Source organism: Aeromicrobium sp. (assembly GCF_049587115.1).
GTDB lineage: Bacteria > Actinomycetota > Actinomycetes > Propionibacteriales > Nocardioidaceae > Aeromicrobium.
Genome location: NZ_JBAVDI010000002.1, coordinates 1 through 14,761 on the forward strand (window position 1 = coordinate 1; position 14,761 = coordinate 14,761).

Below are 14,761 nucleotides of genomic sequence, written 5' to 3' on the forward strand. Positions count from 1 at the left end.
GACCAGCTTGATCGCGAGGGGGTTGTCCAGGTGCTGCGTTCAGACTTGCGTGGCGATCAGGCCCCAGTGCTGGCTGCGGTCGGCCCGATGCAGTTCGAGGTCGTCGTCGACCGCCTGCGTCGGGAGTTCCAGACCGAGGTCAGCCTGGACCTCCTCGACTACCACCTCGCCCTGCAGGTCGACGCGGCCGGCGCTGACGTGGTGAATTCGCAGCCGGGTGCGGAGGTGCTGACTCGCACCGACGGTACGCGTCTCGCGGTGTTCGTCGACCGGTGGCGGATGCAGCGCATCGCACGAGAAAATCCCGAGCTGGTGCTCGAGCCCCTGGCGGCCGGTGCGGCCTGACCGAGCGTCCGCGGTCAGCTTCGAACGTGAAGCCCGTCCCTGAGCCACGGTCTCCACCGAGACGACCGAGTGGCCTTCTTCTGGGATTTGGGCTGACGGATCGACTGGGCGAGCTCATCAGGTAGGTCGGCACGATCGATCGGCTGCCAGTCGTCATCCAGGATGATCTCGGCGGCCAAGAGCGGATCGGAGACCCATTCGCCGGTCGGGAAGTCGTAACAGGCAGCGCTGTTACCTCGGGTCCACCGTGCGATCTCGGCGGCCTGGCCGGGTGAGTGCAAAATGAAATATTTCATCCTGCTACCTCGACGACGTACGTCCTCGACTCCATCGCTCTCCTGCGGGTTAGCCCTCCCAGCCAAATTGTGGCGCACGGGGTGGAGCTTGCGCAGGCATTTGTGACAGATCAGCGTGACAATGAGGTGCGGTGAGGCCGTGGGCGGCGTCAGCCCCGAGATCTGCGCCGACCACGACCACACTTCATGAGACGCGGCTCACACCCGATCATGACGCAGCCCAGCGTGGATTCTTGCCAGTGACACGCGACCGGCCCGGCGAGTCGGCGGTCCGGGGGTGGGAATTTCCCTCTTCATCTGCCCTCGGAGGGAGTGTCCGCGGCCCTGGCATGCCGCCCGTCAAGGCACACACCCGCGGTCACTCGACCGAGCGAGTCTCGATCACCGAGTTGGGCCTGAATGTCACGCCGTCACCTCGGCGAGTCGGCCTGATCAGGTCGAAGCCACCGGTCGTGACCAGGGTCCAGCGCAGTGGCGCCTCGACCTGACCGAGGTGGCTTCCGCCGATCGGGACGAAGAGGTCGAGCGCCGCGTTCGCGCACGGCAGATGCACCGGTGGAAAAGTGAACAAACCTGCATCGCCTTCGGATTCCGGTCCGAAGAATGCGATCGGTCTCGACAGTGTCTCTCCGCAGATACCGCAGATACGGCTCAGGGCGCACCGGATGGCACGGCGCTTGACGACATGGGCGTGATCCAGGGCGCCGCCGTCGTCCTCGCAGGCGAACGGCACCGGTAACCCGCCCGCCGTGGGCCGGTGATCCAGTGCCACGGTCATACCGAGGCTGCCCCGGACCACTTGCCGAGCTCGGAGCGCCGGACCGGGCGCTCGGAGTCGTCGAGACGGCGCCGCTTACGCTCCGACGCAGGCGCCGGGTTGTCGGTCGTGCGCCGGTTCGGCAACGAGAGCTTGAGGATCGTTCGCAGCGTCTGTCCGTACTGCTTGTACAGCGGTCCGGTCGTATAGGGGATGTCGTAGCGCTTGCAGATGTCCTTCACCTTCACCGAGATCTGCGCATAGCGATTGCTTGGCAGGTCAGGGAACAGGTGGTGCTCGATCTGGTAGCCGAGCTGGCCGCTCATGACGTGCAGGAGCTTGCCGCCCTCGAAGTTGGCCGAGCCGAGCATCTGCCGCAGGTACCACTCTGCGCGGGTCTCGTCCTCGAGCTCCTCCTCGGTGAAGTGCACCGCACCGTCGGGGAAGTGCCCGCAGAAGATGATCCCGTACGTCCACACATTGCGAATGATGTTCGCGGTGAAGTTGGCCGTGAGCGTCGAGAGGAAGAAGGGCCCGGTCAGCGCCGGGTACATGACGTAGTCCTTGAGCGCCTGTCGGCCGACCTTGCTGCGGATCTGTCGCAGCTGCTTCATGAGCAGCTTGGGATCCTTCTTACCCTTGCGGATCGCCTCGATGTCGAGATCGTGCAGGGCAACGCCCCACTCGAAGAACAACGCGAGCAGCGCGTTGTAGACCGGCTGGCCGAGGTTGGCCGGGTGCCACTTCTGGTCGCGCGACATCCGCAGGATTCCGTAGCCGATGTCGTTGTCGTGCCCGAGCACGTTCGTGAACTGGTGGTGGATGTAGTTGTGGGAGTGCTTCCACTGTTCGGCCGGCTGGGTGGTGTCCCACTCCCAGTTGCTGGAGTGGATCTCTGGATCGTTCATCCAGTCCCACTGTCCGTGCATGGCGTTGTGCCCGAGCTCCATGTTCTCGAGGATCTTGGCAGATCCGAGAAGGGCGGTTCCGAGCAGCCATGCGGGCGGGAAGAAGCTCGCGAACAGCGTGATTCGGCCCGCGGCGGCAAGTCGTCGCTGCAGGGTGATGATGCGCAGGATGTAGTCACGATCGGCTTGGCCTCGCGAGGCCTCGATCTCGGTGCGGATCTGGTCGAGCTCGGCACCAATGGTGTCGACCTCTTCATCGGTCAGGTGGGTGTATTCGCGGACATCAGCGAAGGCCATGGTGTTCGCTCCTAGAGGGTCAGGGTGCAGTCGCCGGCGGCGACAGAGACACAGGTTTGGATGTATTCATTGGGCTCGCCGTGCTCGGCGCCGCTGCGCAGGTCGCGCACGGTGCCGGATGCGAGGGGGACGTCGCAGGTGTGACAGATGCCCATTCGGCAGCCGAACAGCATGTTGATGCCGGCCTTCTCGCCGGCCTCCAGCAGTGTCGTCGCGCCGTCGACCTCGACCGAGGGACCTCCGACACCGAAGGTCACCGTTCCGCCCGAAGCCGTCCCGTCGGCCTTGGCCAACGTGAAGCGCTCTACGTGCAGGTGGTCAAGCAGTCCGTGGGCCTCGTAGTGGGCGCTGAACGCGTCGAGCATGGGACCGGGACCGCAGGCCCACGTCTCTCGTTCCTGCCAGTCGGGGCACACGTCCGAGATCCGATCCGCGGTGAGCATTCCTTCGGTGTCGGTGAAGCGAGGGATGAAGCGCAGTGAGTCGGTTCGGCCGGCGAGCTCCTGGAGCTCGTCGTGAAACATCATGTCGCCCTCGTGCATCGCGGAGTAGGCGAGCACGACGTCAGGAAGCGTGCCACGGCGCTCCAGAGTGCGCAGGATCGACATGATCGGCGTGATGCCACTGCCGCCCACCAGCATCAGCATCTTGGCCGGCGGCGGGTCGGGGACGATGAAGTCGCCCTGCGGAGCGGCCAGTCGCACGATGGTCCCCGGGGCCAGGCCGTTGACCAAGTGGTCGGAGAGGAACCCCTCGGGCATCGCCTTGACGGTGATGCTGACGGTCTTGCCCTCAACCAGAGGGACGGAGGACAGCGAGTACGAGCGCCAGTGGAACCGGCCGTCGATCTCGATGCCGATGCCGATGTACTGCCCCGGCGCATGGTCGAAGGACCAGCCCCAGCCGGGACGGATCACCAGCGTTGCCGCACGCTCGGTCTCTGGCACGACCTCCTCGACCCGGCCGCGGAGCTCGCGGTGGGACCACAGCGGATTGATGAGTGCGAGGTAGTCGTCGGGCGACAGGGGAGTCGTCATGGCCTTGCCGAACTGTCGAAGTCGGCGCAGCGTGGCAGAGCGCTCGATGAGCGGTGCAGTCATGGTCTCTCCTTTTCAGTGCACGGTCGTTCACTCAGTATGTAACTCAGAGTGACACTTTGCTCGCCGAGATGCAACACGACCTCTGTCACATTAGCGACGATGATGGAATCATGAATCAATATCACCCGCTTCGCGACCTGAGACTGGACGAGTTGCGCCGTCGTACCAGCATCAAGTGGCGGGGGCACGCCGCCGACGTGCTGCCGCTCTGGGTCGCCGAGATGGACACGCGTCCTGCCGATCCGATCGTCCGTGCCGTCACGCTGGCCATGGTGGATGGCGACACGGGTTATCCGAGCGGGAGCGGATATGCCGAGGCGTATGCGAGCTTCGCGCACGACAGGTGGGGCTGGGACGGTGTCGATGTCGAGCGCACAGCGCTGGTCGCGGACGTCATGACCGGAATGGTCGAGGCGATCGCGCTGGTCTCGGAACCCGGAGACCCGGTCGTGCTCAACCCGCCGGTCTATCCGCCGTTCTTCGAGTTCGTGAAGCATGCGCGGCGGGAGGTCGTCGAGGCACCGCTGGGAACGGATGGACGGCTGGACCTCGCCACGATCGAGGCGGCGTTCATTCGTGCGGGTCGCGGGGGGCGACCCGTGACCTACCTGTTGTGCAACCCGCACAACCCGACTGCCACGATCCACACCGCCGAGGAGCTGGCCGGTGTCGCCCAGCTCGCCGCAGCGCACGGAGTGCGAGTCGTGGTCGACGAGATCCACGGACCAGTCGCGGCAGAGGAATTCATTCCCTACCTGAGTGTCCCCGGAGCCGCGGACGCATTCAGTCTGGTGTCCGCGTCGAAGGCGTGGAATCTCGCCGGACTCAAGGCCGCGCTGCTGGTGGCTGGTCCGGATGCCGCCACGGATCTCGCCCGGGTGCCCGATGTCGTGTCGCACGGCCCGAGCCACCTCGCCGCGATCGCGCACACCGCGGCGTTCCGCGAGGGAAGGCCGTGGCTCGACGGGCTGCAATCCGATCTGGCCGACAACAGAGCTCAGCTGACCGAGCTCCTCGCGACCCATCTGCCGGCAGCGCGCTGGGGAGGGTGTCGGGGGATGTTCCTTGCCTGGATCGACTGCCGCGCACTGGGGCTCGGCGATGATCCTGCCCAGGTATTCCTGGATCGCGGCCGGGTCGCGGTCAACTCGGGCCTGCCCTTCGGGACCGGTGGGGCCGGCCACGTACGCCTCAACTACGGGACGACACCGGAGATCCTGGCTGATGCTGTCGAGCGGATGGGGCGGGTCCTGCTCTGACTGCTCGGGATGCCGAGTGCAACGACCCGTCCTAGCGTGGCGACATGGCCGAACGCCCGAAATCTGAGCACACTCGCCCCGATGGCCTCGACGACAAGACCGTCGAGGCGCTCGGAAAGCTGAGCGAGGCGCTCGAGGTCGTCGAGGAGGCCCGCGGACTGCTCTACACGTTTCACCGACGCACGGGCGAGGCTGACCTGGCGCTGGGTGAGGCAGTCGATCTCCTGCGCGAAGCCGGACACGACGACCTGGCCGAGACGATCTGGACGGATCTGGTGGGCCGCAACGTGGTCGAGGGGCGCTGGACATTCCAGATCGTCGAGGAGTACGACGCGGGCTACTACTCGGCGTTCCGCAAACATGAGCATCTTGCTCGGGAGGCCCTGATCGAGGGGCGCCGGCACATCTTCGAGGCCGAGATGAAGGAGGAGCGCCGAACCCACGGTCGGCGTCACCATGAGGCGACTCCTGACTGAACGATTACGCCTCGGTGATCCGGGTACACCTCGAATGGATCCGGGCAGGTCCCGGATACACGTCGCATTCAACGAAGGGAACCATCATGGGACTGGATGACAAGCTGAGCAACGCCGCCGAGGACGCCAAGGGCAAGGCGAAGGAGGCCTTCGGAGGCGCCACCGACGACAAGGAGATGGAGCACGAAGGCAAGGGCGACCAGGCCAAGTCCGACCTGAAGGACGCCGGCGAGAACGTCAAGGACGCCTTCAAGCACTGAGCGCGATTCACCTGGATGCCCCGGCCACGGCCGGGGCATTCGCATGTCTGCGGACCCGATCAAGGTCCGGTGTCAGCTGAGTCGGGTCTCCAGTGCGGCGGCTTCGGCCGGCGTCGGCGCGGACCCGCCGAGTCGCGCCGGAACCCACGGTTCGCCGGCGGGGTGCTCGCCGTAGGCGTCCTGCACCTCCAGCAGCAGGGCACTCATTGCGGCATGCAGCGTGGCGGTGAGCTCGTCGGCCGTGCCCGTCGCCGGGATCGGTTCGCCGATCGTGACCATCACCGGCGTCTTGGTGCGGCCCAGACTCTTGGCTCGGCCCTTGGGGGCGATGCGCTGCGATCCCCAGACGATGCCGGGGATGATGGGCACACCGGCCTCGAGCGACATGCGGGCGGCGCCGGACTTCATGGCCTTGATCTCGTAGCTCATGCTGATCGTCGCTTCGGGGTAGATGCCGACGATCTCGCCCTTGCGAAGCTCGGCCACCGCCGCGAGGTACGAGTCGTGGCCCGCCGACCGGTCCACCGGGATGACTTTGCACCCCCACATCAGCCAACGAAGGATCGGGTTCTTGCGCAGTTCGACCTTGCCCATGAACCGGATGAGCCGCTTGTCCCGGGTGCGCGCCTCCAAGCCCATGTAGGTGAAGTCGACATAGCTCGTGTGATTGATCGCGAGGACTGCTCCGCCGGTGGCCGGAAGTCGGCGTGAGCCGAGCCGGATGGTGCGGTGACCACCGATCCAGCTGGCCAGGCGAACAAGGGTGACGAGTCCGGTGTAGATCACAGTGCCTCCAAGGTCTCCAGTGTGCGGGCCCAGGCCTGCGACGACGGATCGATCACCACGAAGTGATCGCCGTCCACCTCGATCAGCTCGGCGTCCGCTCCGGCAGCCTTCGCCCGCTCAACGTAACCGATCGACTGCGCGAGGGGCACCGTGTCGTCGTCACGTCCGTGCACGCACCGCACCGGTAAGTCAAGAGGAATCTGCCGGGCAGGATCCGCCGCGACGTACCGCGCGCCGCCGGTGGTCCCCATGAAGGCCTGCGTCGCTCCGCCACCGAGATTGTCGCGGACCGCGGCCGCCAGGTCGACGACCCCGGCCTGGGCTATCGCAGCTGTGACCGGGACCGTCGGTGTGGACCATGGGGTGCCGGTCAACTTCGGCCGACCGGCGGCCCAGACGGCGAGATGCCCGCCGGCTGAGTGCCCCAGGGTGACGACCTTCGACGTGTCGAGTCCGTCGACCGTCCCCAAGGCGTCGATGCCGTTGGCGACGTCGTCGAAGGTCCGCGGCCAACCACCGCCCGCGCCGACGCGACGATATTCCAGGTTGTACGCCGTCCAGCCACGCTCGACCAGGGAGGTCACCAGCGGTCGGCCCAGCGAGAGGTCGTACTGCGCGCGCCAGAATCCGCCGTGGATCACCACGACAACGCCCCGCGGCGTCCCGGAGGCCCTGGTGAGCTCGCCGATCTGCTGTGGGTCGTTGCCGTAGCTGATGACCTTCACGGGGTCGCTCCTACTGTCGGGGCGGCCTCCGCCGCATGCAGCGAGGGTCGAGGCCGCCATCAACGCGATCATGCTCCGCCGGTCCACTGCCCCAGCCAACCGCCCTCCTCACCAGCGCGCCACCTCAATTCGGATCGAAGCGTCGGGGAGCCGGTGTACGTCCCGATAGAATCAGGGTCCGTCGAGACCATCGGAGGGGAGACTGCGTGAATGCCGATGAGCTCGACCACTACCTCCTGATCGGCTCCGGCGTCCTGGTTCTCGCCGTCCTGGCCGTGCGTATCTCGGTGACGGCAGGGCTTCCTTCCCTGCTGGTCTACCTCTCCCTCGGTCTCCTGCTCGGCGGCTCTGGATTGGGCATCGAGTTCGCGGACGCCAACCTGGCTCACGCCCTCGGTTTCGGTGGTCTGGTGCTGATCCTGGCCGAGGGTGGTCTCACGACCAGGTGGGAGCACGTACGCCCGAACATCGGCTACGCGCTCCTGCTGGCGACACTCGGGTCGGTCATCAGTGTCGGCGTCGTTGCGACGGGGGCGCACTACCTGCTCGACCTGGACTGGGAGCTGGCGGTGCTGCTCGCTGCGGTGCTGACCCCGACGGACGCTGCCGCGGTGTTCTCGGTGCTGCGCACGGTGCCGCTGCGCCACTCGGTGAAGGGCGTGCTCGAAGCAGAATCAGGACTCAACGACGCACCGATCGTCGTGCTGGTCGTGGCGATCAGTGCGGGAGATGCCCTGGAGCATGGTCTGTGGGGATTGATCGGGCTGATCGTCTTCGAACTGGTCGCGGGCTTCGCGATCGGCGTTGCCATCGGCTGGATCGGCGCGAACGGACTGCGCCGAGTCGCCCTGCCGGCCTCGGGCCTGTATCCCCTGGTGGTCTTCGCGATCGCCGTGCTGGCGTACGGGACCGCGTCGGCGGTGCACGCCAGCGGCTTCGCGGCGGTCTACGTCGCGGCTCTCGTGCTCGGGAACACGGAGCTTCCGCACCGAGTCGCGACCCGATCGTTCGTCGAAGGAATCGGCTGGCTGGCACAGATCGGCTTGTTCGTCATGCTCGGGCTGCTGGCCAGTCCCGACGAGCTCCACTGGTGGCACGTGTGGCACGGCCTGGCAGCGGGCGCGATCCTCACCTTTGTCGCCCGCCCCTTGTCCGTCGCGGTCTGCGCGATGTGGTTCAAGAGGTCGATACCGGAGCAGGTCTTCGTTGGCTGGGCGGGCCTGCGCGGGGCGGTACCGATCGTGCTCGCCACGATCCCTTTGGCCGCCGATGTGCCGGGCTCGCGCGATCTGTTCAACGTCGTGTTCGTGACGGTCGTGATCTACACCCTGCTCCAGGCCGCTCGGCTACCGCGGCTGGCTGCACGGTGCGGTGTTCTCAGTGATGCGGCTCGCGACGTCGAGGTCGAGGCCGCGCCACTCGAACGCGTCTCGGCGGACCTGCTCCAGATCCACGTGCCTACCGGCTCCAAGCTCGCGGGGGTCGAGATCGGCGAGCTGCGCCTGCCGGTCGGCGCGTCGGTTTCCTTGGTCGTTCGCGACGGGAAGACCTTCGTTCCGCATCGCACCCAACGCATCGCGATCTCGGACGACCTGCTGATCGTCACGGACCGAAGGGTGCGCGAGAGGACGGAGGCGCGGCTGCGAGCCGTCGGACGTGACGGACGCCTGGCTGGCTGGACCAACGCGGACGACTGAACCCGGACCGGGCTACGGGAGGACGATCGGGACGCACGCGCGGATCGTGCGGTCGCTGGTGATCTTGGTCGGCGTCTTGGACTTGAGCCCGGAGTACTTGTTGCCGACGATCACGATCACACCGGTCTCGACGGTGACGTCGGGCTTGGCGTACTTGACCTTGTCCTTGAACTGCTTCGCCACCAGTCGCACCCGGGGATCCTTGCGGTCGGCGGTCAGGATCGTGACGCGACTGGGCTTCGCCGAGCTCGTGCTGTTGCCAATCGTGCCACCGAGGAAGCCGTTGGCCTGCAAGTTGATCGTGGCGCGGTTGGCCAGGCCCGAGCGGGTGGACGCGTTGAAGACGTTGACCGTGACGAGGTTGCTGTCGAGGCGTTCACCGTCTTTGACCGTCCTGTTCATGCAGGTCGGCACTGGGTCGGCGGTGTCCGCGCGCGAGGTCAGGAGCTGAAAGCCCAGGACCCCACCGAAGAGGAGGACAACTGCTGAGCCGAGCAGTGTCAGTCCCCGAACCAGGCTGCTCATGCGGACCGGCCGATCGAGTGGACTCGGGCGTGCAACATGTTGCGTTGCTGCAGCGCGGCTCGGACGGCGCGGTGCAGGCCGTCCTCGAGGAACAGCTCGCCTTCCCAGCTCACGACGTGCGCGAACAGGTCACCGAAATAGGTCGAGTCGTCATCCAGCAGGAATTCGAGGTCGAGCTTGGTCTTGGTCGTGGTGAGGTCGTCGAGTCGCACCTGCGACGGGGAGATCTCAGCCCACGTGCTCTGGGTCAGCCCGTGGGCCGGATAGGGGCGCCCCTCTCCCACCCTCCTGAAGATCACTCGATCAGTGTAGACAGTGACAGTCGGGCGGGCGGTAGCGTGTCGACATGACCACGAGCGACGACGCGCAGGCTGCAGCGGACCAGGCGGCCGAGGCCGCAGAGTCGGCCAGAGCAGCGGCTGAGGCCGCTCAGCAGAAGGCCGACGAGCTCGCAGCGGCTGCCGCGGCCGCCCAGGCCGAGCAGCTGCCGGCGACGACGGCCGCTGCCGACCCTGAGCCGGCGACCGCGTCCGACAGCGAGATCGTCAGGATCGTCAAGGCTGGCTACGCCTTCGAGGGCATCGCGATCGAGATGGGTGCACTGCTCGACGGTGAGCCGGTACCCGAAGCTCAGGTGCGCATCCCCTTGGCGATGCTCAACCGGCACGGCCTGGTCGCAGGGGCGACAGGCACCGGCAAGACCAAGACGCTTCAGATTCTCGCCGAACAGATCGCTGCCAACGGAGTGCCCGTCTTCGCGGCGGACATCAAGGGCGACCTGTCGGGCCTGGCCACGGCGGGCACGCCCAGTGACAAGCTGCTGGCTCGCACGACGAGCATCGGGCAGGACTGGAAGCCGGTCGCCTCGCCCACCGAGTACTTCGCTCTCGGCGGTGTCGGCATGGGCATCCCGGTCCGCGCCTCGATCGACGGCTTCGGGCCCACCCTGCTGGCGAAGGTCTTGGGGCTCAACGCGACGCAGGAGTCGTCGCTCGGGCTGGTCTTCCACTACGCCCGGTCGGCGTCCCTGCCGATGATCGACCTGCAGGACCTGCGCGATGTGCTGACTCACCTGACGAGCGACGAAGGCAAGGGTGAGCTCAAGAACCTCGGCGGGCTTTCGGGTGCCACGGTCGGAGTGATCCTGCGCGAGCTCATCGCGTTCGCCGATCAGGGAGCTGGCGAGTTCTTCGGTCAGCCCGAGATCGCGGTGTCGGACTTCCTTCGCACGGATGCTGACGGGCGGGGCATCGTTTCGCTGCTGGAGGTGCCGGGAGTGCAGGACAAACCGGCGCTGTTCTCGACGTTCCTGATGTATCTGCTCCGTCAGCTGTTCGAGGAGCTGCCGGAGGTGGGTGATGCTGAGAAGCCCAAGCTGGTCTTTTTCTTCGACGAGGCCCACCTGCTGTTCGCGGACGCATCCGACGACTTCCTCGAGACCATCACGCAGACCGTTCGTCTCATCCGGTCGAAGGGGGTCGGGATCTTCTTCGTGACGCAGACGCCCAAGGACGTGCCCAGCGACGTGCTCGCCCAGTTGGGCTCGCGAGTCCAGCACCAGCTGCGAGCCCACACTCCGGATGCGGCCAAAGCGCTCAAGGCAACCGTCTCGACTTATCCCAACACCACGTACGACCTCGAGGAGGTGCTGACCTCCTTGGGAATCGGTGAGGCAATCGTGACCGTCATGAGTGACAAGGGCGCACCGACTCCGGTGGCGTGGACTCGGCTGCGAGCCCCGCAGGGGTCGATGGACCCCACTCCTTCGGATCAGATCCAGGCGACCATCTCGGCTTCGTCCCTGCTGACGAAGTACGGCACCGCGGTCGACCCCGAGTCCGCGACCGAGCTGCTGACGGCCCAGAAATCAACCGCCGAAGCGGCCACGGCCGCGGAGAGCAGCCGGAAGCAGGAGCAGCAGGAAGCCGAAAGACTCCAGCAGGAGGCAGACAAGCTGGCCAGCAAGAAGCCAGCGGCTGGGCGGAGATCCACGGCGAAGTCGCGTCGCATGTCGCCGGTCGATCGTGCTGTGGGTGAGGCCAGCCGGACGATCGCTCGCGAGCTGGTCAAGAACTTGTTCAAACGCCGTCGGTAGAGAACCGGTAGGGTTGCGGGGAAGAAAACAGGGTCGCTTTCGGTTGCCATCCAGAACGGTTGTCCGCCAGAGTTGATCGCACATAGGCGCACCTCGGCGTCTTCCCCGGAAGGCAGCCCGGTCTCGAGCGCAGGAGGAGTGATGACTCAGTCGTCACAGCAGGCGTGGCGCGCGATGGCAGCGCGCCGGTCCGTGACCCTTGTGCGGGTTAAGCGTGGAGCGATCGAGCTGGCCTTCCTGGCCGTCCTTTACGTGGGCTACAGCGCGTCGCGGCTGCTGGCATCCAACGACTTCGCACCAGCCCGCGGCCGCGCCGTCGACGTGCTGAGCTTCGAGAAGTTGTGGCGACTGGACGCCGAGTCCTGGATCAACGACCTCTTCGTGCAGAACGACTGGTTGGGCTTGTTCGGCAGCTTCTGGTACGCCACGACGCACTACATCGTCACGGCCTTGATCTTGATCTGGATCTACCGCCGTAGCGCATCGGAGTACGTCACGGCTCGACGTGCGTTGGTGTTCGCGACCATCATCGGGCTCGCGTTCTACCTCGTGATGCCCACGGCTCCGCCTCGTCTGGTCGGAGGCCGCTACATCGACGTGCTGAGCCTGCACTCCGCGTCGGGGTGGTGGGGTGCGGACGCCTCCGCGCCCAAGGGCCTGGGCGGCATTACCAACGAGCTGGCTGCCTTCCCGTCGCTGCACGCCGGGTGGGCCCTTTGGGTGGCGATCGTCCTGATCCGTGCCGGCGTGCCGAAGCTCGTGCAGGCCGTTGGCCTGGCGTATGCCGTGATGATGACCATCGTGATCATCGGCACCGGCAATCACTGGGTGCTCGATGCGATCGTCGGCTGGGCTGTCGTTCTGCTGGCGTTCGGTGGCGTGATCGCGTGGGAGCGGCGGAGTCCGGTCGTGGCCCACGAGGATCAGCCGGTACCGCTGTAAGTTCGCGCGCCCTCAGCTCGGCGCCCTGATGGCTCGGGGTCAGCGGGCGCTGCGGGCGAGATACACCGTGTTGGCCGCGACTCCTCCCTGGAGAGGATTGGCGAAGGTCACGACCTCGGCCCTGACCTCGGGGAATGTCGCGGCGAGGGTCTCCATGAAGTGGTCGTCGGGTGGATCGTCAGACCACAGCGCGAAGACCCCGCCCGGATGCAGGCGGTTCGCAACGCGAGCCAGTCCCGTGGAGTCGTACAGGTCTGCGTGGCTGGGGTGCAGGTGGTGACTGGGGGTGTGGTCGATGTCGACCACGACGGCGTCCCAGAGTCGTCCGGGTGCCTCCGGATCGAGCTCACCATCCGCGCGCAGGCCCGCGAAGAAGTCGCCGTGAACCAGACGGCAGCGAGCGTCGGCGGTCAGGTCGGCACCTGCGGGGATGAGGTGGTCGCGGTGCCACTGGATGACCTCGGGTAGTGCGTCGATGACCACGAGGTTGCGGACGCGCGGCTCCTCCAGGACGGCCAGCGCCGTGCAGCCGAGACCCAGGCCGCCCACGACCACGTCGAGCTCGGTGCCCTCGCACTCGGCAGTTGCGAGATGGCCCAGGGCGATCTCCGCGACGGTGAACAGGCTCGACATCAGGAACTCGTCGCCGAGCTTGATCTCGAGCAGGTCTTGTTGGGCGACTGGGTCCCAGCGTTCCCGCAGGATCAGATCTCCCATCGGTGTCGGCCGGAAGTCGATCTCGCGAAATCGCGCCACCACTGCTCCTGGATCGGTAGGTGTGGTCGAGTCTAGTCCGCGACCGACGCAGCGGCCTCGGTGCGTGAAAGCCTGATCAGGCCTGCCGGGCCAACCAGTCGGCGATCGTCGCACCAATCACCTTGCCCTGGTCCTCCGCCAGGAAGTGTCCGGCACCCTCGATGACGTGCAGCGGCTCGGACACCGGGAACGACGACTCCATTGCCCGGCCGGTGGGCTCGAGGGGGAGGATCGTGTCCGCGTCCGCCCACAGGAGCAGCAGAGGTCGGGTCTCCTGCGCAAGTGCCTCGACGGCGGCGCGGCCCTCGGCTGCTCCTGGGTCCTCGGGCGACTGCGGAATCAACGCGGGAAGGCGGCGCGCGCCACCCTTGTGGTCCACGGTCGGGAAAGGCGCCTCGTAGGCCGCGATGACCTCGGGCGACAGCTCGGTGGCACTCCCACCGTTCACGAGCATCCCGATCGGCATGTCGGGCTCGGCGTCGATGAAGTCGCGGAACATCTGCCAGTTCTTGCCCATTTTCTGGTGCCCGGTGAACAGGCCTGAGTCCATGATGACGATCCGGGAGATGCGCTCGGGAACCTCTGTCGTGGCGACACGGAGCCCGACCGGGCCGCCCCAGTCGTGAACGACGAGGGTCACGTCCGTGAGGTCAAGGTCCTCGAACAACGACACAACGGCCGCTACGAGCCGGTCATAGGTGTACCAGTCGTCGGCGGGCTTGTCGGATCGGCCGAATCCGGGCAGGTCAGGAGCGATGCAGCGATGCCCGGCCTCGACCAGCGGTGCGATGGCCTTGCGCCACATGAACGACCACGTCGGCTCGCCGTGAAGCAGCACGACCGTCGACCCCTCGCCGACGTCGACATGAGCCAGGCGCATTCCTTCCCACTCGCGATAGTGCGGCTCGTGCGGGAAGTCGGGAAGGTCGACGAAGCGTTCGTCGGGGGTCCGTTGCATGCGCCGAGCATAGGCGGCCTGTCGAACCGGTGCCTACGGCTGGGCGCAGTCGGCGACGGCGTCGCGTGTCGCGAGCTTCCACAGGCTCGAGCTGCGAGGAAACCAGCCCAGTCTGTGGATTGCAGACTGAGACCGGCTTCTCGGCCCTTGGCGGAGGATAGGGGATTCGAACCCCTGAGAGCTTTCACTCAACCCGCTTTCCAAGCGAGCGCACTAGGCCACTATGCGAATCCTCCGTCGACGAGGTTACCGGTCGCGATGGGCCGCCGACGAATCGGCATCCCCATCCCGTCCTTCGCGCCCGGCTTGAGTGTGTGCGGGCGCGCTCCGTATGATGATCGGAGCCCCTCGCGCGGCGACACATCACCCAACTCCCCCAGGGCCGGAAGGCAGCAAGGGTCAGTGACCTCTGTCGGGTGCGCGAGGGGTCTTTTTGCTGCCCGGCGGCAGATACCAGGGCGGTGCCTCAGCCACGTATCAAGGGTCCGGATACGTGCGGCAGACACCAGGGCGGTGCCTCAGCCACGTATCAGGGGTCCCGATACGTGGCCAGGACACCGCCCTGGCGGGGGCTCTAGA

15 protein-coding genes, 1 tRNA gene, 1 other RNA gene and 1 pseudogene are annotated in these 14,761 nt (G+C 66.5%); 8 read left to right on the top strand and 10 right to left on the bottom strand.

The genetic code is table 11. The annotated features are described in order from the left end of the window. Positions 1-345: pseudogene (locus WB461_RS00060) on the top strand (peptide chain release factor 3); the annotation flags it as partial. A gap of 654 nt (positions 346-999) precedes the next feature. Here the strand turns inward: WB461_RS00060 and WB461_RS00065 are convergent. Genes WB461_RS00065 through WB461_RS00075 form a run of 3 tightly spaced genes read right to left on the bottom strand, consistent with a single transcriptional unit; the run spans position 1,000 to position 3,703 of the window. Further along, the gene (locus tag WB461_RS00065; protein WP_423850679.1) at positions 1,000-1,419 is read right to left on the bottom strand and encodes a hypothetical protein; all 420 of its coding nucleotides are present in this window, start codon (positions 1,417-1,419) and stop codon (positions 1,000-1,002) included. After that, the gene (locus tag WB461_RS00070; protein ID WP_423850680.1) at positions 1,416-2,603 is read right to left on the bottom strand and encodes a fatty acid desaturase family protein; all 1,188 of its coding nucleotides are present in this window, start codon (positions 2,601-2,603) and stop codon (positions 1,416-1,418) included. The genes WB461_RS00065 and WB461_RS00070 overlap by 4 nt, the downstream gene beginning before the upstream one ends. Positions 2,604-2,614: 11 nt before the next feature. Continuing rightward, a complete protein-coding gene (locus WB461_RS00075) occupies positions 2,615-3,703 on the bottom strand; it encodes a ferredoxin reductase (protein ID WP_423850681.1) in 1,089 nt (362 codons plus the stop codon). A 110-nt stretch (positions 3,704-3,813) separates the two neighbouring features. On the opposite strand from WB461_RS00075, the gene WB461_RS00080 reads away from it, so the two are divergent. From WB461_RS00080 to WB461_RS00090, 3 genes are all read left to right on the top strand, one after another. After that, positions 3,814-4,962 (top strand): MalY/PatB family protein, encoded by a 1,149-nt coding sequence (locus WB461_RS00080; RefSeq protein WP_423850682.1) that lies wholly within the window; start codon positions 3,814-3,816, stop codon positions 4,960-4,962. A 44-nt stretch (positions 4,963-5,006) separates the two neighbouring features. Then, positions 5,007-5,438, top strand: a complete 432-nt coding sequence (locus tag WB461_RS00085; protein WP_423850683.1) for a hypothetical protein — start codon at positions 5,007-5,009, stop codon at positions 5,436-5,438. Positions 5,439-5,524: 86 nt separating this feature from the next. Beyond that, positions 5,525-5,698 (top strand): CsbD family protein, encoded by a 174-nt coding sequence (locus tag WB461_RS00090; RefSeq protein ID WP_423850684.1) that lies wholly within the window; start codon positions 5,525-5,527, stop codon positions 5,696-5,698. A 72-nt stretch (positions 5,699-5,770) separates the two neighbouring features. Here the strand turns inward: WB461_RS00090 and WB461_RS00095 are convergent, their stop codons facing one another. Both WB461_RS00095 and WB461_RS00100 read right to left on the bottom strand, forming a co-directional pair. After that, the gene (locus WB461_RS00095; protein ID WP_423850685.1) at positions 5,771-6,484 is read right to left on the bottom strand and encodes a lysophospholipid acyltransferase family protein; all 714 of its coding nucleotides are present in this window, start codon (positions 6,482-6,484) and stop codon (positions 5,771-5,773) included. Beyond that, positions 6,481-7,209 (bottom strand): alpha/beta hydrolase family protein, encoded by a 729-nt coding sequence (locus WB461_RS00100; protein WP_423850686.1) that lies wholly within the window; start codon positions 7,207-7,209, stop codon positions 6,481-6,483. Before WB461_RS00100 ends, WB461_RS00095 begins: the two co-directional genes overlap by 4 nt. Before the next feature lie 206 nt (positions 7,210-7,415). On the opposite strand from WB461_RS00100, the gene WB461_RS00105 reads away from it, so the two are divergent. After that, positions 7,416-8,906 (top strand): potassium/proton antiporter, encoded by a 1,491-nt coding sequence (locus WB461_RS00105; RefSeq protein WP_423850687.1) that lies wholly within the window; start codon positions 7,416-7,418, stop codon positions 8,904-8,906. Between the two features lie 12 nt (positions 8,907-8,918). Here the strand turns inward: WB461_RS00105 and WB461_RS00110 are convergent, their stop codons facing one another. Next, positions 8,919-9,431 (bottom strand): LytR C-terminal domain-containing protein, encoded by a 513-nt coding sequence (locus WB461_RS00110; protein ID WP_423850688.1) that lies wholly within the window; start codon positions 9,429-9,431, stop codon positions 8,919-8,921. Beyond that, the gene (locus WB461_RS00115) at positions 9,428-9,730 is read right to left on the bottom strand and encodes a type II toxin-antitoxin system VapB family antitoxin (protein WP_423850689.1); all 303 of its coding nucleotides are present in this window, start codon (positions 9,728-9,730) and stop codon (positions 9,428-9,430) included. Before WB461_RS00115 ends, WB461_RS00110 begins: the two co-directional genes overlap by 4 nt. Before the next feature lie 47 nt (positions 9,731-9,777). On the opposite strand from WB461_RS00115, the gene WB461_RS00120 reads away from it, so the two are divergent. Together WB461_RS00120 and WB461_RS00125 are read left to right on the top strand one after the other, a co-directional pair. Next, positions 9,778-11,526 carry a helicase HerA-like domain-containing protein gene (locus tag WB461_RS00120; protein WP_423850690.1) on the top strand — a complete coding sequence of 583 codons (1,749 nt, stop codon included), beginning with the start codon at positions 9,778-9,780 and terminating at the stop codon, positions 11,524-11,526. Between the two features lie 141 nt (positions 11,527-11,667). Then, positions 11,668-12,468 carry a phosphatase PAP2 family protein gene (locus WB461_RS00125; protein ID WP_423850691.1) on the top strand — a complete coding sequence of 267 codons (801 nt, stop codon included), beginning with the start codon at positions 11,668-11,670 and terminating at the stop codon, positions 12,466-12,468. 39 nt (positions 12,469-12,507) lie between these two features. Here the strand turns inward: WB461_RS00125 and WB461_RS00130 are convergent, their stop codons facing one another. From WB461_RS00130 to WB461_RS00140, 3 genes are all read right to left on the bottom strand, one after another. After that, a complete protein-coding gene (locus WB461_RS00130; RefSeq protein WP_423850692.1) occupies positions 12,508-13,224 on the bottom strand; it encodes a spermidine synthase in 717 nt (238 codons plus the stop codon). Positions 13,225-13,300: 76 nt separating this feature from the next. Further along, entirely contained in the window at positions 13,301-14,182 is an 882-nt protein-coding gene (locus WB461_RS00135) for a haloalkane dehalogenase (protein WP_423850693.1), read from the bottom strand. A gap of 148 nt (positions 14,183-14,330) precedes the next feature. After that, positions 14,331-14,418: transfer RNA gene (locus tag WB461_RS00140), tRNA-Ser, on the bottom strand. Between the two features lie 103 nt (positions 14,419-14,521). Here WB461_RS00140 and ffs point away from each other — a divergent pair. Continuing rightward, positions 14,522-14,618, top strand: an RNA gene (ffs, locus tag WB461_RS00145) — signal recognition particle sRNA small type. The last annotated feature ends 143 nt before the right edge of the window (positions 14,619-14,761 follow it).

Bases quoted from the DNA above. Each gene is read 5' to 3' on its own strand.
- WB461_RS00065 (WP_423850679.1), bottom strand. From the start codon at position 1,419: ATGACCGTGGCACTGGATCACCGGCCCACGGCGGGCGGGTTACCGGTG.
- WB461_RS00070 (WP_423850680.1), bottom strand. From the start codon at position 2,603: ATGGCCTTCGCTGATGTCCGCGAATACACCCACCTGACCGATGAAGAG.
- WB461_RS00075 (WP_423850681.1), bottom strand. From the start codon at position 3,703: ATGACTGCACCGCTCATCGAGCGCTCTGCCACGCTGCGCCGACTTCGA.
- WB461_RS00080 (WP_423850682.1), top strand. From the start codon at position 3,814: ATGAATCAATATCACCCGCTTCGCGACCTGAGACTGGACGAGTTGCGC.
- WB461_RS00085 (WP_423850683.1), top strand. From the start codon at position 5,007: ATGGCCGAACGCCCGAAATCTGAGCACACTCGCCCCGATGGCCTCGAC.
- WB461_RS00090 (WP_423850684.1), top strand. From the start codon at position 5,525: ATGGGACTGGATGACAAGCTGAGCAACGCCGCCGAGGACGCCAAGGGC.
- WB461_RS00110 (WP_423850688.1), bottom strand. From the start codon at position 9,431: ATGAGCAGCCTGGTTCGGGGACTGACACTGCTCGGCTCAGCAGTTGTC.
- WB461_RS00120 (WP_423850690.1), top strand. From the start codon at position 9,778: ATGACCACGAGCGACGACGCGCAGGCTGCAGCGGACCAGGCGGCCGAG.
- WB461_RS00125 (WP_423850691.1), top strand. From the start codon at position 11,668: ATGACTCAGTCGTCACAGCAGGCGTGGCGCGCGATGGCAGCGCGCCGG.
- WB461_RS00135 (WP_423850693.1), bottom strand. From the start codon at position 14,182: ATGCAACGGACCCCCGACGAACGCTTCGTCGACCTTCCCGACTTCCCG.